The sequence below is a fragment of the Acetobacter conturbans genome (assembly GCF_011516755.1).
GTDB classification, from domain to species: Bacteria; Pseudomonadota; Alphaproteobacteria; order Acetobacterales; family Acetobacteraceae; genus Acetobacter; species Acetobacter conturbans.
Genome location: NZ_WOSY01000004.1, coordinates 46,923 through 69,600, shown reverse-complemented (window position 1 = coordinate 69,600; position 22,678 = coordinate 46,923). Strand labels below are relative to the sequence as shown.

At 60.0% G+C, this 22,678-nt stretch carries 16 protein-coding genes; 5 read left to right on the top strand and 11 right to left on the bottom strand.

Annotated elements, in window-relative coordinates:
- Positions 1–23: 23 nt before the first annotated feature.
- The 3 genes from GOB81_RS05295 to fabI all read right to left on the bottom strand — a co-directional run bounded on the left by GOB81_RS05295 (position 24) and on the right by fabI (position 3,721).
- Positions 24–1,688, bottom strand: coding sequence for an NAD(P)/FAD-dependent oxidoreductase (locus GOB81_RS05295; protein WP_173569342.1), 1,665 nt, complete (start codon positions 1,686–1,688; stop codon positions 24–26).
- A gap of 105 nt (positions 1,689–1,793) precedes the next feature.
- On the bottom strand, positions 1,794–2,870 hold the full coding sequence (aroC, locus tag GOB81_RS05290) for a chorismate synthase (RefSeq protein ID WP_173569341.1): 1,077 nt from the start codon (positions 2,868–2,870) through the stop codon (positions 1,794–1,796).
- Positions 2,871–2,884: 14 nt separating this feature from the next.
- Positions 2,885–3,721 (bottom strand): enoyl-ACP reductase FabI, encoded by an 837-nt coding sequence (fabI, locus tag GOB81_RS05285; protein WP_173569340.1) that lies wholly within the window; start codon positions 3,719–3,721, stop codon positions 2,885–2,887.
- Between the two features lie 122 nt (positions 3,722–3,843).
- Here fabI and pdxH point away from each other — a divergent pair, with 122 nt between their 5' ends.
- Positions 3,844–4,470: a pyridoxamine 5'-phosphate oxidase gene (gene pdxH, locus GOB81_RS05280; protein ID WP_173569339.1), complete on the top strand. Its 627-nt coding sequence runs from the start codon at positions 3,844–3,846 to the stop codon at positions 4,468–4,470.
- A gap of 65 nt (positions 4,471–4,535) precedes the next feature.
- Here pdxH and GOB81_RS05275 read toward each other — a convergent pair whose 3' ends face one another.
- Together GOB81_RS05275 and GOB81_RS05270 are read right to left on the bottom strand one after the other, a co-directional pair.
- Complete coding sequence (locus GOB81_RS05275) at positions 4,536–5,144, bottom strand: YceI family protein (RefSeq protein ID WP_173569338.1); 609 nt, start codon at positions 5,142–5,144, stop codon at positions 4,536–4,538.
- A 28-nt stretch (positions 5,145–5,172) separates the two neighbouring features.
- Complete coding sequence (locus tag GOB81_RS05270; protein ID WP_173569337.1) at positions 5,173–5,910, bottom strand: DODA-type extradiol aromatic ring-opening family dioxygenase; 738 nt, start codon at positions 5,908–5,910, stop codon at positions 5,173–5,175.
- A 914-nt stretch (positions 5,911–6,824) separates the two neighbouring features.
- On the opposite strand from GOB81_RS05270, the gene GOB81_RS05265 reads away from it, so the two are divergent.
- Entirely contained in the window at positions 6,825–8,990 is a 2,166-nt protein-coding gene (locus tag GOB81_RS05265) for a phosphocholine-specific phospholipase C (protein WP_173569336.1), read from the top strand.
- A 198-nt stretch (positions 8,991–9,188) separates the two neighbouring features.
- Here GOB81_RS05265 and GOB81_RS05260 read toward each other — a convergent pair whose 3' ends face one another.
- The 5 genes from GOB81_RS05260 to GOB81_RS05240 form a co-directional block, all read right to left on the bottom strand.
- Entirely contained in the window at positions 9,189–10,067 is an 879-nt protein-coding gene (locus GOB81_RS05260; protein ID WP_173569335.1) for a universal stress protein, read from the bottom strand.
- A 110-nt stretch (positions 10,068–10,177) separates the two neighbouring features.
- Positions 10,178–11,629, bottom strand: coding sequence for an APC family permease (locus GOB81_RS05255; RefSeq protein ID WP_173569334.1), 1,452 nt, complete (start codon positions 11,627–11,629; stop codon positions 10,178–10,180).
- The gene (locus GOB81_RS05250; protein WP_173569333.1) at positions 11,626–12,429 is read right to left on the bottom strand and encodes a carbon-nitrogen hydrolase family protein; all 804 of its coding nucleotides are present in this window, start codon (positions 12,427–12,429) and stop codon (positions 11,626–11,628) included. Before GOB81_RS05250 ends, GOB81_RS05255 begins: the two co-directional genes overlap by 4 nt.
- 95 nt (positions 12,430–12,524) lie before the next feature.
- Complete coding sequence (gene mfd / locus GOB81_RS05245) at positions 12,525–16,007, bottom strand: transcription-repair coupling factor (RefSeq protein ID WP_173569332.1); 3,483 nt, start codon at positions 16,005–16,007, stop codon at positions 12,525–12,527.
- A 27-nt stretch (positions 16,008–16,034) separates the two neighbouring features.
- Positions 16,035–16,349, bottom strand: coding sequence for an FAD assembly factor SdhE (locus tag GOB81_RS05240; protein ID WP_173569331.1), 315 nt, complete (start codon positions 16,347–16,349; stop codon positions 16,035–16,037).
- A 104-nt stretch (positions 16,350–16,453) separates the two neighbouring features.
- Here GOB81_RS05240 and recG point away from each other — a divergent pair, with 104 nt between their 5' ends.
- Positions 16,454–18,586 carry an ATP-dependent DNA helicase RecG gene (gene recG, locus GOB81_RS05235; protein ID WP_242010089.1) on the top strand — a complete coding sequence of 711 codons (2,133 nt, stop codon included), beginning with the start codon at positions 16,454–16,456 and terminating at the stop codon, positions 18,584–18,586.
- 152 nt (positions 18,587–18,738) lie between these two features.
- Complete coding sequence (locus GOB81_RS05230) at positions 18,739–20,394, top strand: putative bifunctional diguanylate cyclase/phosphodiesterase (RefSeq protein ID WP_173569329.1); 1,656 nt, start codon at positions 18,739–18,741, stop codon at positions 20,392–20,394.
- A 75-nt stretch (positions 20,395–20,469) separates the two neighbouring features.
- On the opposite strand, the gene GOB81_RS05225 is transcribed toward GOB81_RS05230, so the two are convergent.
- Positions 20,470–21,510: a lipid A deacylase LpxR family protein gene (locus GOB81_RS05225; RefSeq protein ID WP_173569328.1), complete on the bottom strand. Its 1,041-nt coding sequence runs from the start codon at positions 21,508–21,510 to the stop codon at positions 20,470–20,472.
- Positions 21,511–21,949: 439 nt separating this feature from the next.
- Here GOB81_RS05225 and GOB81_RS17870 point away from each other — a divergent pair, with 439 nt between their 5' ends.
- Positions 21,950–22,678 (top strand): cold-shock protein, encoded by a 729-nt coding sequence (locus GOB81_RS17870; RefSeq protein WP_173569327.1) that lies wholly within the window; start codon positions 21,950–21,952, stop codon positions 22,676–22,678.

The window sequence follows — 22,678 nt, the reverse complement described above, 5'->3', positions numbered from 1 at the left end:
CGCAAGCCCGCACACATAACGGTTCAGACGAGGCTGTCCGACTTGCCCCTCAACAGTCCGACAGCTTTCCGACCGCCGAAGGAAAGCGCCACGGCTTCGGCAACGCGAATGCCATCCATCGCGGCCGACATGATGCCGCCCGCATAGCCAGCGCCTTCACCTGCCGGATACAGACCCGGCGTGTTCAGGCTTTCGCCATCATCCCCACGAGGGATCTGGAGGGGCGACGATGTGCGCGTCTCCACACCGGTCATCACCGCATCGCCAAGAGCGAAGCTGGACAACTTGCGGGCAAAGGACGGCAGGGCCTCGCGGATGGCCGCGCAGACGAAATCCGGCAGGCAGGAATCAAGACTCGTCGGCGTCACACCGGGCCGATAGGACGGAACGACACTCCCCAGATGAGTCGAGGGGCGTGCGGCCAGAAAATCCTCAACCCGTTGAGCAGGCGCGCGATAATCGCTCCCACCTGCGATAAACGCCCGACTCTCCCAGTGACGCTGGAAAGCAACGCCTGCGAGTGGGTCGGCAGGATAGTCCACACCGGGCCGCAGCTCGACCACGATCCCTGCATTGGCATTCCGCTCGGCGCGGGAATACTGGCTCATGCCGTTGGTGACGACGCGCCCAGGTTCCGAAGTCGCGGCCACCACCGTTCCGCCGGGACACATGCAGAAGGAGTAGACTCCGCGCCCGTCTTCCGTGCGATGCACCAGCTTGTAGTCCGCTGCCCCAAGGATCTTCGATCCGGCCTGCGGTCCGAACTGATCGGCATCGATCAGGGATTGAGGATGCTCGATCCGCACGCCGATCGAGAAAGGCTTGGCCTCCATCGCCACACCTTCGGCGTGCAGCATCTCGAACGTGTCCCGGGCGCTGTGCCCGACAGCCAGAATGACATGCGTCGCCGGAATTTCCTCGCCGTCCGCCAGACGTACACCGCGCACCTTGTGCTGCTCGTCGAGAATAAGCTGGTCCATGCGGGAATAGAACCGGTAGGTGCCACCGGCCGCCACGATTTCCTCCCGCATGTGTTCAACCATCGACACAAGACGGAAAGTCCCGATATGGGGCTTGGAAAGATAAAGGATTTCCTCCGGCGCACCAGCGCGAACAAACTCATCCAGCACCTTCCGGCCCAGATGACGCGCATCGTTCACGCGCGTGTACAGCTTGCCGTCAGAGAAGGTCCCTGCCCCGCCCTCGCCGAACTGCACATTACTCTCGGGTGTCAGTTCGGATTTCCGCCAAAGAGCGAACGTGTCCACGGTGCGCTCGCGAACGGGCTTGCCACGTTCGAGAATGATCGGTTTCAACCCCATCTGGGCGAGGATGAGCGCGGCCATCAGCCCACAGGGACCTGCCCCGATCACAACGGGCCTCTGAAAGTCCTGACGCGCTACAAGCGCGGGAATATCCAGAGCCACGGGTTCATACGTCGTTTCCGGCGCAGGACGGATCTGCGGATTACCAGCATGTTTCGCCAGAATGGCATCTTCATCGGGGAGCGTGCAGTCGAGCGTATAGACCAGAAAAATACGGCCCCGCTTCCGCGCGTCATAGCCTCGCCGCACGACGCTCCAGTGATGGATATCTCCCGGTTCGACACCCAGATGCTGAGCCAGCGCCTCAAGTAATGCCTCCGGGACATGTTCCAGTGGCAGGCGAATTTCGCTGACTCGGATCATCGGAGCTGTTCCTGTGAGGCGCGGTTTCAGTCGGCTGTCGCCTTACGGGCTTGGGCACGGTTTGGAAAGGGTGCCCCGCCTGTTTCCGTCGCGGACAGTCGCTCTTTACAGCGAGCCCACCTGTCCGCGATGTCGCAACAGATGATCGGCCAGCACGCAGGCCAGCATCGCCTCACCCACCGGCACGGCGCGGATGCCCACACAGGGGTCATGCCGCCCCTTGGTGACGACCTGCACCTCTTCTCCCGACAGGCTCACCGACGGAACCGGGATAAGCATCGAACTTGTCGGTTTGACAGCGAAACGGGCAACGATCGGCTGTCCGGTGGAAATGCCACCGAGAATGCCGCCCGCATGATTGGTCTCGAACACGGGGTGGCCGTCCTGCATCCGCAGCGCGTCGGCATTTTCCGGCCCGGTATAGGCCGCCGTCGCGAACCCGTCTCCGATTTCCACGGCTTTGACGGCGTTGATGCTCATCAGGGCTGCTGCCAGATCAGCATCCAGCTTGCCATAAATCGGCGCGCCCAGCCCCGGCTGCACACCTTCCGCCACGATCTCCACGACAGCCCCGACCGACGATCCGGCCTTGCGGATTCCGCTGAGATACTCTTCCCATATCGGCACAATACCCGGATCGGGCGCGAAGAACGGATTGCGTTCCACTTCGCTCCAGTCCCAGCGGCTCCGGTCCACCTCGTGCTGACCGATCTGCACGAGCGCGCCACGGATTTTGACACCATCTCCCAGAACGCGCCGGGCAATGGCACCTGCGGCGACACGCATGGCGGTTTCGCGGGCCGAAGAGCGACCGCCCCCACGATAGTCCCGGATACCGTATTTGGTCTGGTAAGCGAGATCGGCATGACCGGGACGAAAAGTCTGCGCGATCTCGCCATAGTCCTTGGAGCGCTGGTCGGTATTCTCGATCACCAGCGAAATCGGCGTGCCGGTGCTCAGGCCCTCGAACACGCCGGAACAGATGCGCACTTCATCCGGTTCGCGTCTCTGCGTCGTGAAGGAGGACTGCCCTGGCCGACGCCGGTCCAGAAACGGCTGGATGTCTTCTTCGCTCAGGGCAAGGCGTGGGGGACATCCGTCCACTACACATCCGATCGCCGGCCCATGGCTTTCGCCCCAGGTCGTCACACGGAACATGTGTCCGAACGTGTTGTAGGACATCCCTTTCCCCTTCTTTATTCGCCCGCGACCGAAATATCCGGTGCCTTCGGGTTCTTCATGCCGACAATATGGTAGCCGCTATCGACATGATGTACCTCGCCGGTCACGCCGCGGGAAAGGTCTGAGAGCATGTACAGCCCTGCGCCACCGACATCGCTAAGGGAAACGTTACGCTCCAGAGGGGCGTTGTATTCGTTCCATTTCAGGATGTAGCGGAAATCGCCGATACCACTGGCGGCCAGCGTCTTGATCGGTCCGGCGGAAATGGCATTCACGCGAATACCGTCCTGACCGAGATCGGCCGCCATGTAGCGTACGGATGCCTCAAGTGCCGCTTTCGCAACGCCCATCACGTTGTAATGCGGCATCACGCGCTCCGCGCCGAGATAGGAGAGAGTCAGCAGCGAGCCGCCGCTCTTCATCATCGCCGCCGCGCGACGGGCCACCGCCGTAAAGGAATAGCAGGAGATATCCAGCGCCGTCAGAAACGCCTCACGCGGCGTATCGACATAGCGGCCACGCAGATACTGCTTGTCCGCCCAGCCAATCGCGTGGACGACGAAATCCAGACCGCCCCATTCCTTTTCGAGAATGGAGAATGTCTCATCAATGGCGGCATCGTCAGAAACATCGCACGGCAACACCAGTTTTGAACCGATGCTGTCGGCCAGCGGGCGCACGCGCTTACCCAGCGCCTCGCCCTGATAGGTGAACGCCAGTTCACCTCCCTGCGCCGCGACCGCCTGTGCGATGGCCCATGCGATGGAACGATCATTCGCAACGCCCATCACGAGCCCCTTCTTCCCGCGCATCAGAGTGCCGGCGGGCGGTGCAAGGGTGTCCTCAGTCATGCAAAAACCTCGACTGCTGCAGTGGTGACAAGATGGCCGGGTCGTTGCACAACCAGCGGGCGGGAACAACCCCGGACGGAACAAGAATCCTTTCCAACCGTGACGCTAAACGGAGAAAACTCATGACAGACCCGCAGCAGGATGCTGGCGCACCGCCGCTGATCGATCTCTCCGCAGACCCGTTCGATCTCTTCGCTGCGTGGATGAAGGATGCGGAGGCTTCGGAGCCCAACGACCCGAATGCCATGACGCTTGCTACCGTTTCCCCTGAGGGGCGGCCCTCGGCGCGCATCATTCTTCTGAAAGGCTTCGACCGGGACGGTTTCTGCTTCTATACCAACCTCGAAAGCCGCAAGGGTCGGGAACTCGCAGCCACCCCGGTTGCCGCCCTGCTGTTTCACTGGAAGAGCCTGCGCCGCCAGATCCGCATCGAAGGCACGGTGACGCCCGTCACGTCGGAAGAGGCCGATGCCTATTTCGCGACGCGTCGCCGCCTGTCGCAGGTCGGAGCTATCGCGTCCGATCAGTCACGCCCGCTGCCCGACCGCGCCACCTTCGAAAACCGCATCCATGAAGTGGAAGCGAGATACGAGGGCAAGCCCGTTCCACGCCCGGCCAACTGGTCCGGCTTCCGCCTGCATCCTGACCGTTTCGAGTTCTGGCAGGATCGTCCTTACCGCCTGCATGACCGGGCGATCTGGGTCAGCCATGGGAAGGCAGCGTGGGAAGGGACCCGACTTTACCCCTAAGGGAAGAGTAAAGCCGGACGATAACTTTCTCCCGGCTTTCATATTACCAGGAGCGCTTGCAGGCGTTATTTTTTCTCAAAAGCACCCGCGAGAGAGAGGGTTACATCATCTCCGACCATCGGAACGTATTTGCTCACCCCGAAATCACTGCGTTTGACGGTCGTCGTGCCTTCGAAACCAAGCGTGTAAGCCTTGTCCATTGGGTTGACGCCTGCGCCGATAAAGCGAGCGTGCAGCGTCACGGGCTTCGTGACGCCATGCAGAGTGAGGTTGCCGCCGATATCGGCCTCCCCATTGCCAGTCTGAGTGACATTCGTGGAAATGAAGGTCGCCGTGGGAAAGCGGGTAGCATCAAACCAGTCGGCGCTCTTCAGTTCTCCCGTAAGGCGGTCGCTTGTTGTCTCCACACTGTCGATCTTCACCGAGACAGTCAGCTTCGTTTTGTCGAGACGCTGCGGATCGAACATCAGGGAACCTGATGCATCCGAAAGGAGGCCGGTGTAATTGGTAAAACCGAGATGCAGCAATGAAAAGACGACCTGGGTATGGTGGGGATCGATCGCATAAGTTCCTGCCTTTGCATCTGCCGGAAGAGGCGCGGCGCTCGCTGTCGCAATGGTGGCGACAAGACCGAAGACAGTAAACGTGGATGTCAGAAAAGATCTTTTCTTCATTTGTTTTTCTTTCCCTGAAATAAACCGGCTATCCAAAGCGGAAGCCGGAAAGAGCCTTGCCCATCACGGTATCGCTATAGGTCCGCACCCCACGGTCCTGTCCCGCGGCACCGGCAGCAAACATGAGAGGCAGAAGATGTTCCTCGCGCGGGTGACAGATCCGGGCACCGGGAGCGTTTTCCCATGCGACAAGCGCATCGTTCCGCTCTTCCGTTTCGGAATCAATGGTTTTCGTAAGCCACTGGTCGAAGGATCGGGAGATATCATCCGTCGCCGGATTACCGGTCATGAACTGCCGCAGGTTATGATAGGTCATGCCTGTCGCCACGATCAGCACATTCTCATCCCGCAGAGGCGCGAGTGCCTGTCCGATGCGGAGTTCCTCCCCTGCATCCATCCTCTCTCCCATGGACAGCTCGACTATGGGGATATCGGCGTCGGGAAAGGCCAGCAGGAACGGAATAAATATGCCATGATCGAACCCGCGCGCGTGGTCTTCGCCACTTTCGATCCCCGCCACCGTCAGTAAGGCCCGAACACGGGCTGCAAGAGCGGGCGAACCGGGAGCGGGATATTTCAGCTCATAGGTATGTTTCGGAAATCCGTAATAATCATAAAGGAGAGCTGGTGTTTCGGCCGTCGTGACGGTTGGGATGCGGGTTTCCCAGTGACCGGACATTACGAGAATGGCCGACGGCCTGCGCGGAAGGGTCTCGAAGATACCGCGGAGATATGCTCCCATATTCTCCCATCCGGGCCAGTCCATGAAAAAACAGGGACCTCCACCATGCGGCAGGAAGAGAACGGGTTGCCGGTCGGTTCCGGACGTGGGGGCATCTGTCAGGGCGTGTCTCCTCCCGTAGCGTATGGAACAGCAGACTGGGCATCAGCGGGGTCGTGATGGCTCCTGTCTCTGTAGCAGATCATCGGCGATCCTGCATGAAGCACAAGCCGCCCCCGTCAGAAAACCTTCCGGGCGAGAAACCGACCGTAGCTGCGAGCCTGTTTGGAAAATTCCGGTAACGCCGAAACGAGCTTACAAGAGGTCCTTCCCACCACCATGGGAATGGCGGAAGTCCGACATTTTCATACAGATAACAGTTTCAGGGGCGAGGCATTGTACAGGGCAACTCCTCCGCAACGCTGCGTGTGGGGCTTGTGGGATGCGGGCATTTTCGGACGGTTTCACACGCTGAAATCCGCTACCCCGCCCGACGAGACGCTAGTCGGTCTGTTCGATCCGGACAGACCACAAAGCCACTATAACTGGTGAAAGAAGCGCACACGACGGCTTTGCCCGCGCGCGTGGTCAGTGGGGCGCATCTGACGTCAGGCGATGAATTTTCACACAGGCTCTGAGAGCCTTTTTGGAAATTGCTGTTCGCCTTCAAACGCAAGCTTTTCGCAAGGCCTTTCAGTGCCAGATTGGCTGTTTCCGGCCGGTTTCATGTTTCACCTCTTCGCCACACGGCGACTTTCGGTCCGGAACAGGAATTTCCAAAAAGACTCTGAGAATACGGACATTGAACCACGCTTTTTCTCAAAAACGAGAAACTACAAAAGTCTATAAAATTATATAGATGCCAATATAAGTCATATTTTGTTAATACATCTGTCACCTATTTCATTCTGAAACATGAATACAACAAGGCAGTTTCAATCAGAGCGAAAACGCCTCAAATGACACATCCTGATCGTCGTAATTTTCTCAAACTTCTTGCTTCCGGCGCAATGGCGGCCACGATGCAGCAGAGCATCGGCAAGGCTCTGGCCCTCCCCGCGAATAATCGCACACGCTCCATTGATGACGTTGAGCACATCGTTTTTCTGATGCAGGAAAACCGTTCGTTCGACCATTATTTCGGCATGCTGCAAGGTGTTCGGGGCTACAATGATCCACGGGCCGCCATGCTTTCATCCGGCAAATCCGTCTGGAATCAGCCGAATGGCAGCAATGTCGTCATGCCGTTCCATCCGACGGCGCCCGATATGGGGCTGCAGTTCCTTGCCGACCTGCCGCACGACTGGGACACCACCCAGAAGGCGTGGAACGGTGGCGAATGGAACGGCTGGATTCCAGCCAAGACCGCAACCTGCATGTCACATCTCGAGCGAGACGATGTTCCGTTTCATTATGCTCTGGCTGATGCTTTTACGATCTGTGATGCCTACCACTGCTCGGTGATGGGCGCGACGGACCCCAACCGTTATTATATGTGGACAGGCTGGGTCGGCAATGATGGTTCAGGTGGCGGCCCGGTCGTCGACAACTCCGAAGCGGGGTATGGCTGGTCGACCTATCCCGAGCGCCTCGAAAAGGCTGGCGTCTCCTGGAAAGTTTATCAGGACATTGGCACCGGCCTGACGGCGGCCGGTTCGTGGGGATGGACCAGCGACGCCTATATTGGCAACTATGGCGACAGTTCCCTGCTGTATTTCAACCAGTATCGCAATGCAGCCGATTCCTCTCCTCTGGCGCAAAAGGCCAGAACGGGAACCAACATTGCCGTTTCGGGCACGCCTTTCGATATTCTGAAATCTGACGTTGAATCCGGAAAACTTCCGCAGGTTTCATGGATTGTCGCACCAGAAGCCTATTCAGAGCACCCGAACTGGCCCGCTAATTATGGCGCTTGGTATGTCTCGCAGGTTCTCGATATTCTCACGAGTGACCCGGAAGTGTGGAGCAAGACCGCCCTCTTTGTGATGTTCGATGAAAATGACGGATTTTTCGATCATGTGATCCCACCGTCCGTCCCCGTCGATTCAAGCCATGGCAAATCCACGGTCTCGATCGAGCACGAACTGTTCCCCGGCAGTTCGTCGCACGCCGCCGGTCCTTATGGCTTCGGTCCGCGCGTGCCGATGATCGTCATCTCCCCCTGGAGCAGGGGCGGCTGGGTGAACTCGGAAGTGTTCGACCATACCTCGCTGATCCGCTTCATCGAGCGTCGTTTCGGCCCGCATTATCCGGGTTTGACCGAGAGCAACATCACCCCATGGCGGCGTGTCGTCTCCGGCGATCTCACCTCGGCCTTCGACTTCCGCAATCCGAACACACACCTCGCCGACATGCCGTCGACGACCGCCTATGTGCCGAAAGATGCCACCCGTCACAGCAGCTATACCCCGACGGTGCCGACGGATCAGAGTGTGCCGCAGCAGGAAAGCGGCGTAAGGCGCGCCCGTGCCCTGCCGTATGACCTGCATGTGCGCATGATGCCGCAATCCAGTGCCGGTCAGGTCAGACTTTCCTTCCACAATACTGGTGATGCCGGCGCGGTATTCCACGTTCGCGATGCCCTTTCCGTGACCGTACCGCGTTATTACACGGTCGAAGCGCGGAAGCGGCTGGACGACACATGGACTGTCTCGCCGGACGGCACTTATGACCTGGCCGTGCATGGGCCTAACGGTTACCTCCGCGCCTGCAAAGGCACGCTGGGTGGCGCCGCGCTGGCTCAGATCAGTGTGGACACGACGGTTGAACGGTCTCGTCAGACCCTGAAAGTGGAGCTGGTCAATCTGGGCACTACAAGCGTCCGTCTGGTGTTCACGGACGGCTATTCAGGGGAAAAACTGCGTCACCACCATCTCGAACCGATGGAAGCGCATGGCCTCAACCTCGAAACGGCGGAGCGTGGCGGCTGGTATGACCTGACCATCGAGGTCGAAGGTGACAGCAGCTTCCACTACCAGCTTGCCGGTCACATCGAGAACGGGCGGGACAGCATTACCGATCCGCTGATGGGTGGTGTGCCGAACATCCGGGTTGCCGACAGTACCATGCCATCACGTGGTGGGAATAGCCGGAACAACGGTCCCGATTTCTTCCATATCGGCTGACCGGTCTTCTCCCTTCTGGTCCAGATCGGCCAGAAGGGAGTTTCCTTAGAGCCCTTTTGGAAATTGCTGTTCGCCTTCAAACGCAAGCTTTCCGCAAGGCCTTTAAGGGCCAGATTGGCTGTTTCCTGCCGGTTTCATGTTTCACCTCTTCGCCACACGGGGACTTCCGGTCCGGAACAGGAATTTCCAAAAAGGCTCTTAGCGGCTCATGATGATCGGCAACATGTTGTGCTCCAGCACGTGCCGGGTAACGCCACCCAGAATGAGCTGACGCAGGCGGGAATGCGAATAGGCGCCCATCGCCAGCATATCCGCTCCGAAATCCTGACAGGCGCCAAGAAGGCCACGTCCGATATCACGGTCGATCGGGAGAAATTCCTGCCGGTCGGCCGTGATGTTATGCATGGACAGGTAATCCACCACCTCGCGGGCGTCCGGCCCGCGGCGCTGGTAATCATCGCAGTGCAGCACCCGGACACGCTCCGCCACGCTGGCCCACGCCAGCACACCCCGCAAAGCCGAAGCCGCTTCTGCCGTTCCGTTCCAGGCGATACACACCCTCTTGATCATGTGCGTCATCGGTTCGCGCGGTGCGATTACAGCCGGACGCCCGCTATCGAACAGAACGGCATGCAGCGCTTCCGAGGATGATATTTCATCGCCACTATCGAGATGAGGAACAAGCGTAAAGTCGGACAGCCGCGCATGCCAGGGGACGACTTCATTTTCCGCACCGCGCAGCACGTTGAAGCTCATACTCGGCCGCCCCTGCGGGAACGGAATACGCGGTGGCACGCTCTCGATGTCAGGCGTGCGTGCGGCGAAGTTCTCGAATGCCTGATGAATTTCGCGCGTCCGCCTTCCGCCTTCCTTCTCAGCGGAGGAAATCAGCTCCTCCACCATGCCCCCCGTCAGCCCTTCCCCGGCCAGTGGCGCAATATCACGCCCGTCTGAACGGACATGCAGCACCGCGAGATGCGCGGAGAAACGCCGGGCAAAATTCGCGCCCAGAATGAAAGCAGCCTCCGCGTTACGCGTGCTGCTGAGCGGGAGGAGTATCTTGCTGACCTGCTTCATGGGGCGCTCCCTGTAACTGAACCAATGGCGTTTAAGGCAATGTTACAGAGAGAACGCACAAGACAAGCAGGAGTTACGCCAGCAACAAAAGATTATCATTCCCGCAGCTGTCAGCGGAATACTTCTCCCTCGTGAAGAGAGGGTTTACCGTCCGGAACACTCGCCAGACGCACCCCGTCATCCTTGCCCATGAAGTATCCCAGCGCTACCGCGAGAAAGGGGAGGACCGCGAGAGCAGTGCTGACACCCAGTGAAAGACCAGTGATCGTCGTAAAGTTTTCGAGAATGATATAGAGCACGCATGCCAGCACGAAGACTGAAAAGACCGGACACCATGTGGTCTGAAACTTCCCGGCTGGCATTCTCCGGTTGCAGAAGAACGCGACGACCGCGCAAGACGTGAGAATCATCAGCAGAACGATGCCGACCGTGGAAATACCGGCCATCGAACCGAAAATAGTAACAAGCGGGTCCGCCCCCGACAGCGCCGCCAGAACCAGCAGCACGGCGGCGGTTATCGTCTGCACGACCGAGGATGTGTGAGGTGACGCATGCACGGCATGGGTGCGGGCAAGATGAGCCGGCAACACACCTTCACGCCCCAGCACAAGTTGATAGCGGGCAATGATGTTGTGGAATGACAGCAGGCAGGCGAACAGGCTTGTGAGCAGCAGGACTTCCATAATGTCGCGAAGACCGCTGCCCACGTAACGGGCCGCAGTTTCCAGAACCATGTTACCGCCGGATGCGAGATATCCGTGAGCGATGGCTGTCACGGAGTTCTGTCCCCATGCCAGAATCATACACCAGCAGGAAAAGGCATAGAACAGGCCGATGATGAGGACCGCCCCATAGGTCGCACGTGGAATGGTGCGTTCGGGGTCCCGTGCCTCATCGCGAAAGATCGCCGTTGCCTCGAAGCCGATAAAACCGGTGATGGCAAACAGAAGCGACACGGCGAACGGCCCTGTCGGCTCCGCCGGAGTGGTTGGTACGGGAGGGGGCACCGGAAGCGGGTGCCAGACGATGGCGGCGTTCATGACCAGAACCACACCAATTTCCAGCACCAGAGCAACACCGAGAACACGGGAGCTCAACTCGATATCCCGATATCCCAGAAACCCGACGACCATCAGAATTCCGGCGGCATAGAGTGACCAGGGCAGGTGCGGACCACCCCACTGACGCACCGCATCATCCACGGCCCAGCCGAAAAACCCGTAAACACCGAGCTGAATGGCCGTGTAGGTGAGCAGCGCCAGAAATGCGCCGCCTTTTCCAATGCGGCTGCCCAGTCCGGTCCTGATGTAGGTGAAGAAGGCTCCCGCTTCGACCATGAAGGGCGTCATCGCCACGAAACCGACGGAGAACAGCAGTAAAACGAGGGCAGCCGCCACAAAACCGGTCCACGCCCACGGGCCGTTACCCTGCGCAATGGCGAGCGGAACATTACCGCTGACAACGGTCAGCGGTGCCGCCGCGGCCATCACCATGAAAATGATTTCCCTGACTCCGAGATTGCCGGACAGTCGTCCCTGCGTCGCCCCCGAGTCCGTCTTCATGCTATTCCCTTCCCTGTGTCAGGAACCAGCGAGCGGTAGGATTCCGGCCGCCTGTCCCGGAAATATGGATTATCCCGCTGGGCCTGTTCCACGACGCCCGGCATCACATCGGCCAGAATCAGGCCATCGCCATGTTCGATCCGCGCCAGCACGGTCGCATCGGGAGCCACGATCTGGCTGTTGCCGACATAAACGGTGTCGCGCTCACGGCCATCATGGTTGATGTAGGCAATATAGATCTGGTTTTCCCATGCCCGCGTGCGAATCACCTCTCGTGCGACGAAGGTGAACGGCGCCATCTGAGCGGTGGGCACCAGCAACAGTTCGCATCCTGCCAGCGCGACTGCCCGGACATATTCGGGGAACTCCACATCGTAGCAGATCATTACGGCGACATGGACGCCCATGAAGGACACGATAACGGGCAGAGCGGTTCCGGCACGGAAGAAATGGCGGTCCATGTCGCCAAAGAGATGCTGCTTCCGATAACGCAGCAGTTCGCGCCCCATGCGGTCGATCAAAACGGCGCTGTTGCAGAGGCCCTCCGGCGTGCTTTCCGCAAACCCCACCAGCAGGGCAACGCCCTGACGGATGGCAATGTCTCTCACAGCCGGAATGGGATCGGTCGCGGCCAGATCGAACAGCGCATCGCCAATGTCATAGCCGGTGACAAACAGTTCCGGCGTCACAAGCAGATCGGCGCCCTGCCCCTTTGCCTGTTCGGCAGCGCGGTCCAGTTCCCGCAGATTGGCCTCAATATCTCCCGGCGTTCCTGCCGTCTGGAGTCCGGCAACACGCATTGCAACCGCTCTTCTTTTGTCCATGACCGTCACGCTCCCACTATACGAAAACGAAACGGTTATGCAACGACTCCCGACAGCAGCAGCCGCCTCCCCTACTCCGCCTTCGCCGCCAGCTTCGCCAGAGCCGTCATCACCTTCTGAGCCAGCCCGATGCGCTGCACGTTGGTCAGTTCACGCACCACGGCCATCTTGTGATCAGGACGCAGCCTCACGGTGCCGTCCGTCCATTTAGCCATCCAGCGGATCAACCCTTCAGGGTTGGCGAAACTGTTGCCGCGGAACTGGATCACCATGCCTTTCGGACCGGCTTCCACGCGCTCGATTCCGGCCACACGACACAGACGCTTGAGCGCGACCACATCCAGAAGGTTCTTGAGTTCCTGCGGAATTGCACCGAACCGGTCGACCAGTTCCGCTTCCATCGCCTCGTCTTCAGCGAGTGACGCCAGTGCTGCAATCCGCCGATAAAGACCAAGCCTCACAGGCAGATCGGTCACATAAGTATCGGGGATCAGCACGGCCAGACCCAGCACGATGTTCGGCGTCCAGTCGCGGTCTTCCCGCTTCGCCCTGCCCTTTTCGGCCCGCAGATCCGCAACCGCATCCTGCAACATCTGCTGATACAGCTCGATGCCCACTTCGCGGATATGACCGGACTGTGCATCGCCCAGCAGATTACCCGCACCACGCAAATCGAGATCGTGCGAGGCCAGCGTGAAGCCTGCGCCGAGCGTGTCGAGGGTCTGCATGATCTCCAGCCGCTTCTGCGCCGCAGCCGAGAGAAGATGCATCTGCGGCCATGTCAGATAGGCGTAACCACGTTGCTTGCCACGCCCGACACGCCCGCGAAGCTGGTAAAGCTGTCCAAGCCCGAACATGTCCGCGCGATGGATGATGAGCGTGTTGACTGACGGCATGTCCAGTCCGCTTTCCACGATGTTTGTAGAGAGCAGAATGTCGTATTTTCCATCAGCAAACTCGGTCATCACCCGTTCAAGTTCCGTCGGCGACAGCTGCCCGTGCGCCTGAATGACCTTTGCGTCCGGCACGATGTCGGCCAGTCGTTCCGCCAGACGGTTCAGATCCTCAACACGGGGCGCGACACAGAAAATCTGCCCGCCACGGAAACGCTCACGCTGGATCGCCTCACGGATCACCACACTGTCGAACGGCATGATGAAGGTGCGGACCGCCAGACGATCAGTCGGCGGTGTGGCGATCAGGCTCATCTCACGCACGCCGGACAACGAAAGCTGCAACGTGCGCGGCAGCGGCGTGGCGGAGAGCGTCAGAACATGCACATCCTCGCGCAGGGCCTTCAGCTTTTCCTTATGATTGACGCCGAAATGCTGCTCTTCATCAATGATCAGCAAACCAAGGTCGGCAAACTTCACTGTCTTGGCCAGCAGCGCATGGGTGCCGATCACAATGTTGACCGTGCCATCCGTAATGCCCTTGCGCACTTCGGTCGCCTGCTTGGGCGTGACCATGCGCGACAACTGCGCCACATGAATTGGGAAACCTTCAAACCTCGTCTCGAATGTGCGGAAATGCTGACGCGCCAGCAATGTCGTCGGCACCACGACCGCCACCTGCGTGCCGGACATCGCCGCCACGAATGCCGCACGCAGCGCCACTTCGGTCTTGCCAAACCCGACATCGCCACAGACGAGCCGATCCATCGGGCGACCGGACGCCATGTCCTCAATCACATCGGCGATGGCGCGAGCCTGATCGTCCGTCTCCACGAACGGGAAACGGGCGCAGAACTCGTCCCACAGACCTTCCGGTGGAGCCAGTGACGGCGCTTCACGCAGGGCACGCGCGGCCGCCGTACGGATGAGCACACCCGCCATGTCGCGGATGCGTTCCTTCATCTTGGACTTGCGGGCCTGCCAGGCCACGCCGCCAAGTTTATCGAGCGCCACACCGGCCTGATCCGAACCGAAGCGGCTCAGCAGCTCGATGTTCTCCACCGGCAGATAGAGTTTCTGGCCACCATCATAAAGCAGACGCAGGCAGTCATGCGGCGCCACGCCGACGCTGACCGTTTCCAGCCCGTCATAGCGCCCGATGCCGTAATCCTGATGGACGACCAGATCGCCCTCGGTGATCTCGCCTGCTTCGGAAATCAGTTCGTCGGCGCGGCGACGTTTGCGTGGCGGACGACCGATGCGCTCACCCAGCAGATCCTGCTCGGAAACGATGGCGATATCGTCGCCGACAAAGCCTCGATCAATGCCGAAAATCAGCAGCCCGACCGGTCCCGCTTTCATCTTGCGGGCGGCATCCCAGCTATCGAACGTCTCGACCGCCACGCGATGCTCGGTCAGCAGCGTCTTGATCCGCTCGCGGGAGCCTTTGGTCCACGCGGCGATATAGCAGCGGCGCTTCGTTTCAGCCCATTGCTGCGTGTAATCCGCGATCAGGTCGAACACCTTCTCACGCTCGCCCTGCGGCGTGATCTTGGCGAACATGATGCCGGGGCGGCCACCCGCATCGATTCCCGTGGCACCATCCGGCTTGGCGAACGGGCTGAATTTCGTGACCGGAAAGCGTGACAGAGCCGCATCGAGACCGCGCCGGTCGAGGTAAAGCAGGTGCGGCGGCAAGGGGCGATAGGGCGTCTCCCCCTCACGCGGCGGCGTCCTGCGCGCCTCGTAATGGTCCTGAACCATATCCAGTCGGGCCGCCAGCGACTCATCGACCTGATGATCAAGGGAAATGGCCGCGCCGGGAATGTAGTCGAACAGCGTTTCCATGTCCGTGTGGAACAATGGCAGCCAGTGCTCGATGCCGGTATAGCGTCGCCCCTCGCTGACATGCTCGTAAAGCGTGTCCGAAGCCGCAGCCGGTCCGAACTGATCGCGCCATGCGGAGCGGAACCGGGAGACACTGGCCGGATCAAGCGAGAATTCGGACACGGGCCGCAAGGTCAGGCGATCCGCCTTACTGGTCGAACGCTGGGTTCCGGGATCGAAGTGACGGATGTTTTCCACCTCGTCACCAAACAGGTCGAGGCGCACCGGCTCGGGCTGGCCTGCCGGAAACAGGTCGAAAATGCCGCCACGGGTAGCGAACTCACCCGGCTCCATCACCGTGTCGGTGCGGGTGTAGCCGTTGGCGATCAGCAGTTCGATGAGAAAGGACTGGTCGAGGCTCTCCCCCTGCGCGACCGTCAGGGACTGCCCTTCGAAGGCAGCACGCGGCGGCACGCGCTGCATGATCGCGCCGGGCGTGGAGAGGACGATACGACCGCCCTTCGCCGTGACAGGCTCCAGCAGACGGGTGAGCGTGGCCACGCGCTCCGCGACGATCACCGGATTGGGGGAAACGCGGTCGTAGGGCAGACAGTCCCATGCCGGGAAACGCAGGATTTCCATCCCGGTGCCCATATAATCGAGCACATCGCCGAGGCGGGCGAGCGACGCCGCATCCTTGGCCACGTGCAGCACCGGACCCTTGTGCTCACGGGCACGCCTGACCAGCAGCAGCGCATCGAATCCATCAGGCGCACCCCAGACGGTCGTGGCCGCCGAAGTGGCTTTCGTTATCGTTCGTGCGTCCGCGTCCATCAGCGACAGTCCATATTATTCAGAGAATCAAGTCCGGCTTTCGCCACGACGCTCGCGCGCCGCGCGCACCATAGCCAGCAACATCGGCGTCTCGCACTCTTTTGGGAGCGGAAGACGGCCAAACAGCCAGTCGGAAAGGTCGGGGTCAGGCAATTCCAGCACGGCTTCCATGTCCGTCAGGGCGGCGGCGTCCATCTGCCCCACATGCCGGTCCACGAACTCGCCGATCAGGATGTCCGTCTCAAACGTGCCGCGATGCCGGGCACGAAAGACAAGCCGGCGGCGGCGCGTCTCAAGGTCGCGCTCCGGAGCCTGCGCCGATACGGTTTCGTTTTGTTCCATGGCTGTGGTGTCCTATAGCCTCGTGACTCATGCCTGTCAGCCCGACAAGAAAGGCCCTCGCGCCCTCCGTGTCCAGATCAGCCTCCTCACGGGGCGGTGAGGTCCTGCCCGGCCCGCAGGCCAGCCCTGCATCCCTGCCCGTGCCGCCGGTCATCGCCCCCCTCCTCGAACCGCTGGCCGGGCTGCCCGGCATCGGGCCCGCGACAGCCAAGCTCCTCGCAAAGGTGGCCGGTGGCCAGACAGTGGCGGATCTGCTTTTCCTGATGCCGGAAAGTATCATCGACCGGCGCTATCACCCCACCATTGCCGACCTCCAGCCGGGCCGCATCGCGACGCTGGATGTTACTGTCACCCGTATCCTTGCGCCTGCACATAAGCGACAGCCATGGACCGTCACGGTGACGGACGGGACCGGCACCCTCGACGTTGCATTTTTTTCGAAATGGATGGCCAAACGGGCCGTGCTGGACGCCCCGATGAAAGTGTCGGGACGCACGGAACTGTTCAACAACCGCCGTGTGATGAACACCCCTGACTATTTCGTCGCGGCTACGGACCGTGTTCCGTCACTCGATCCGGTCTGGCCACTCACGGCCGGGCTGTTCGCCGGACAGGTCCGCGCCGCCATGCGCCGGGCGCTTTCCCGCGTGGCTGCCGATCTGCCGGAATGGCAGGATGCGGCCGTCGTCAGGAAACGCAACTGGCCGGACTTCCGCACGGCTCTGGTGTGGACACATTTTCCCGGCGATGTGCCTGATTTTCAGGAGGGAGACGGATGGCGTGAAAACCGTCGCAAGGCCCGCGAGCGACTGGCCGCCGATGAACTGCTGGCCGACCAGATCGCCACCCTGCTGGCACGGGAAGCCAACCGCTCCCGCCCGGGTCGCTGCCTGAAGGGCGACGGCCATTTCCAACGTGAGGCGCTTGCCCGCTTTGGTCATACGCTGACATCGGCGCAGGCGAAGGCCCTCAGTGAAATCGACGCGGACCTCGCTTCGCAGCGCCGGATGGTCCGTCTGCTTCAAGGTGACGTGGGTGCGGGCAAAACGATGGTGGCGCTCCTTGCCATGCTGCGCGCCGCAGAAGCCGGTGCGCAGGCGGCGATCATGGCGCCCACGGAAATCCTCGCCCGTCAGCATTTCGCGACCTTCCAGCGGCTGTCACCAGCCCCAGTCGCCTTTCTGTCCGGCTCAATCCGGGGCAAGGCGCGTCGCGAAACGCTGGCCGCCATCGCCAACGGTTCCGCCTCGCTGATTGTCGGCACACATGCTCTGGTGCAGGACGCCGTGCACTATCACGACCTCGCACTGGCCGTAGTGGACGAGCAGCATCGTTTCGGCGTGGGCCAGAGACTGACGCTCGGGGCAAAGGGAGAGGCGGTGGACATGCTGGTCATGACTGCCACCCCCATTCCGAGGACCCTGCTGCTGGCGCACTGGGGCGAGATGGAGGTAAGCCGTCTCGACAGCAAACCGGCGGGACGGAAACCGATCCGCACGTCCGTTCACGGACCGGACTCGTTCGATGCCGTGCTGGCCGGGATGGAACGGGCACTACGATCAGGAGCACAGATCTTCTGGGTGTGCCCTCTGGTCAGCGAAAGCGAAGTACTCGACATCGCGGCGGCCGAAGCGCGACACTTAGCTCTGACCGAACGCTTCGCAGACCGGTTTGGCATCGGGCTGGCCCATGGACAGCAGGACATCACGGTCCGTGAAGGGGCTCTTGCGGAATTTTCCGCTGGCCGCACGCGCCTGCTGGTGGCGACGACCGTCATCGAAGTTGGAGTGGATGTTCCCAGCGCAACCGTGATGGTCATCGAACATGCGGAACGATTCGGCCTCGCCCAGCTGCATCAGTTGCGTGGACGTGTGGGGCGAGGTTCGGCTGAATCCTTCTGCCTTCTCCTGCATGGAAGCGAACTTGGACAGGTAGCACGCCAGCGTCTCGCCCTATTGCGCGAGACGGAAGACGGGTTTCTCATTGCGGATGAGGATTTCCGTATCCGTGGCGCTGGTGAGGCGACAGGCAGTCGTCAGTCGGGACTGCCCGGCTTTCGGATCGCCTCCGCTGAAGACGGAGACATGGATATGGGGGTGCTTCTTGCCCTCTCTCGCCAGACGGCGGAACTGGCGCTGGCAACTGCGCGCCGGGACAAGACTCTTGCAGAAAGTATTTCGATATTACTTCATATTTTTAAAAAGGAGAATTTTTCTGTAATTATAAATGCGGGGTGATTTTTAATATATTTTTCTCTTTTATTTTAAAATTCCTTATTAATTTTACATTTACGGCCACCTGTTACCACCAGAGCAATGAAATGTCAGGGGCACGGGAATGAGAGAACACTCTCGGCCGGCTGCTTCGCCTGAAAAGCAGGATGCGCGACATGAGTGAGTCAAAAGACAACAAAAGCGAGCAGAGCATTCCTCTGGACACGTTAAAGCTGCTTGTCCCCCAGCTTCTGCCCTGTGACGGCGCCCTTCTTCTCGATGAGGAAAAAGGCGGGGCAATCACCGCTTCAATAGCCGCAACGGGGCTCGATCCCAGACAGGTGCTCGAAGCCATGAAGCGTTCAACCGCGCGACTTTCCGCCGAAGGCGGCGTGCAGGCGGGCCTGCTCCCGGAACCCATCGATGGTTTTCACGCATGGGCAAGCAAACCGCTTATTTCAGAAGATAAAGAAAAAGTTCTGCTTGTCTGCCTGAACAAGGCGGCTCAGTCCTTTCCGTCTGCATCACTGACAAAGCTTGCGACCCTCACCACGGTTGCCTCCACTCCTCCACGCCCTTCCCACAAGCCTGTCTCCGGCATGTCAGCGCTGACACGGGCTCTCGATACGAGAATTTCGTCCAAGGAAATCTCGGCCACCTCGCCACTCGCCTTGCTGCGGATCGATCTGGGACGCATCGGCCCCATCAATGACAGCGACGGCTGGCCTGCGTCCGACGCCCTCATCGACCGGGCGTATATGGTGCTGCACGATTTTGTGCCTTCGCAGTGCTTTACCGTTCATCTGGGCGGCGGCAGCTTCGCTGTTACCGTGCCGATCACTCAGGATGTCTCTCAGGTCGAGAAGCTCGCGAACGATATCGCTGCGCTGCTACAGGAAAAAGAAGGCCTTCCCAAAGGCGGTTTTCCTTTCGAACCTTATATCGGCTGGGCATGCTACCCGTTCGATGCGCCTGATACAGACACGCTGATCGGCTTCGCTAACGCCGCGCTTGCCAGAATCCGCGGGCGACGGGCGGGACCTTACGTCAACCGGGTCGCCCCGGAAATCGCTCATGCCCACGCAGATCAGATCGGGATGGAAAGCGACCTTCGGCAGGCCATCATTGATGGTGCGTTCACCCTGAACTGGTTGCCCGTTCTGGAAACAGGCACCGAGCATGTCGTGACCTTCGAGGCGCTGGTTCGATGGAATCGCCCTGGCCACGGAGAAGTCGACCCCTCGGTTTTCCTTGGTTGCGCCGAAAATGCAGGCCTGATCGAGGATATAGACTCCTGGGTGCTGCACACGGCCTGCCGTCAGGCTCACAGCTGGAAGGAGCCGTTGGGGCTGAGCGTGAACGTCTCCCCTTCCTGGCTGGCGACCGAGCGGGTGGCCACCACCATCGGTTCCGCTCTTGAAGACAGCGGCCTTGATCCCCTGCGCCTCCAGATCGAGTTATCGGAGCGGTGCAGCTTCGGGGCTTCGGATATAGCGAGTAAGGAACTTGCTCGTATCCGAGCTATGGGCGTGCGGCTGGTACTGGACGATTTCGGTACGGGTTTCGGTGCGCTGGAACGCCTGACCAACTATCCGTTTGATCAGGTCAAACTGGACCGGACGTTCATTCGCAGAGTGGGCGTGGACAGTCGCGTGGAAACAGTCTTGCGCTCCACGCTTTACATGATCCACTCGCTGAACATGACCTGCTGCGCGGAAGGCGTGGAAACGGAAGAGCAGCTCGGTTTTCTCGACGCTCATGGCTGCGAGGAAATTCAGGGCTATCTCATCGGGCAACCGACCCTGCGCCTGCCGGAAAGTCGCATCGACTGACCGGAGCAGTCTTTCCGACGAGAGGTTTCACACCTGTAGCGGCAACGAAACCTCTCGTCGGAGGATTGCTTCAGATCAGAACTTGGCTGAAAGCGCCACCGACCCATAATTGAACAGGCCCGAACGCGCCGCCGTAAATTCCTGAGTCTGCCATACCTGACTGTAGGAAAGACGCACGCCATAGAACATGACGGCGAGGCCAGCATGGATCTCGCCCACATCCCATTTCTTGTTCACATGAGGTGAATTACTGCGCAGGGTATTGCCCTCCAGCGTCGCGTCATAGGCAACGGCGTCGCCTGTCACACCACCGAAGAAATACCACGGAACGGTTCTCGTCTCTTTATAGGCGTCCGTGCCATCCGTGCCCGAACCGATCGTCGGAACGCCGAAATCGCTGTCGAGCCCCTGACCAAAGCGGATCGTATCACCAATCGTACCGGCAATCCGGTAATCGCCAATTCGCGCTGCTGCCGTAGGAAGCATGTCGAAGGACAGGCCATTCGCACCACCGATCGTGCCGAGGGGCAGACGCCACGTCCTACCCATCTGGACCTGAAAGATGGGCTGGTTCGCCAACTGATGTTGCCAGCCCTTGTTGCTGGTGTCGCCGATAGCTCCGTGGAAGCCGTTCTGCAACTGACGGGCAAGAGCGTCTGGTCCCATCACACCGAGCTGGATGCCGAACACACTGCGGGACAGGTCGGTGTCATTAATCAGATTGATCGTCCCGAGCAGCACGCCCGCATAGGGACGGTCTCGCGGGGATGGAGTGGCAGCCTGCGTATTGGAAGGCGTGAAGATCATCTGCTGCAGGCCGAGGCTGATGCGCTGCATGCCCTTTCCGAGGATGGCCCGGTTGATCGTGGCGATCGGCGCCGGCAGCTCGTCAGTCCCCGATGTCCAGTTAAAGCGCAGGCCGCTTGTATAATACTGATCAGACGTACCGTTCAGGGTGGAAACGGCATCGTTTTCACCCTGCAATGTCCATGTGCCCTGATGATCCTGCAGCGGCGTTGCATGTGCCTGGGAGATGGCTGATATTCCAAAAACCGTTCCGAGCAGAAGCATCGCAGGTCTTCTCATATCCCGAAGATGCTTCGGACTCTGACGCATATTCTCGATTCTCCACATGACAGATGCCGGACGATGCCAGCATTGGGTACGATTTACGATGCTTTTGCGGAATTTAAGTTAAAAGCTGCATGCACGAAAGCTTCATTGGGCTTTTTTCTGCCCATGACCTCACGTTTTCGTGTTTATTGAGTGCCAATAAAAACGTTTCCGGTGCAGTAACAGCCATCTTCACGCCATCCTTGCAAGAAATTCATCTCTTAAAAGGCCGAAAGCGTAAAAAGACAGTAGCGGACGCGGCTTCCATTATGCTTTTCTCCTTCTTGTCCAAAGCCATCTTTCGGTGGCCAGGGCGCCGGACACCAGAATGAGACGTCGCACTTCAATCGGAGCTAGGCTCCTGAGGTGCAGTTTCTGAAGGTCCGGTTTTATTCACAGGGCGAGTTCCAATTTCGCCAGTCAGACCTCGGGATTAAGACCGTTGAGAAGTAACAAGACCGACCGCAGCTCCCGCTCCCCCCGCCGCGGCGGATTTGACGACGATTTCATGGGTGGTCCGTCAAATTATGACCGTGGCTATTCTTCACCGTTCGGCGGTGGCGCCCCGAGTAACGCTGGTGGCGGCGATCGTGGAGGCTATGCCCCACGTCGCCCTGCCGGCGGCCCGCAGGTGATCGCCTCAGGTCCGGAAATCGATGCAACCGTGAAATGGTTCAACGGCGAGAAAGGCTTCGGCTTTGTCGAGCTGGCTGATGGGTCCGGTGACGTGTTTCTGCACGCCAATGCGCTTTCCCAGGCCGGGCACGAGAGTGTCAGCCCCGGTGCAACGCTGAGTGTCCGTATCGGCCAGGGCCCCAAGGGTCGTCAGGTCGCCGAGGTCATCTCCGTGGACGAGACCACAGCCCAGCCGGAGCGTCCGCGCGCCCAATTCGGCAGTGCTCCGCGTCCGGGCGGTTTCGGTGGTGGTCGCTCGGCACGTCCGACGCCCGACATGTCCGGCGCTGAAGAGGTTCGCGGCACCGTGAAGTGGTATAACGCCACGAAGGGCTTCGGCTTCATCACACCAGACAGCGGCGGCAAGGACATCTTCGTTCACGCGTCCGCGCTTGAACGTTCAGGCGTGCAGACGCTGAATGAAGGCCAGACAGCCAATGTGAAGGTTGTTCAGGGCCAGAAAGGCCCCGAGGCTGCTGCGATCTCTTTCGACTGA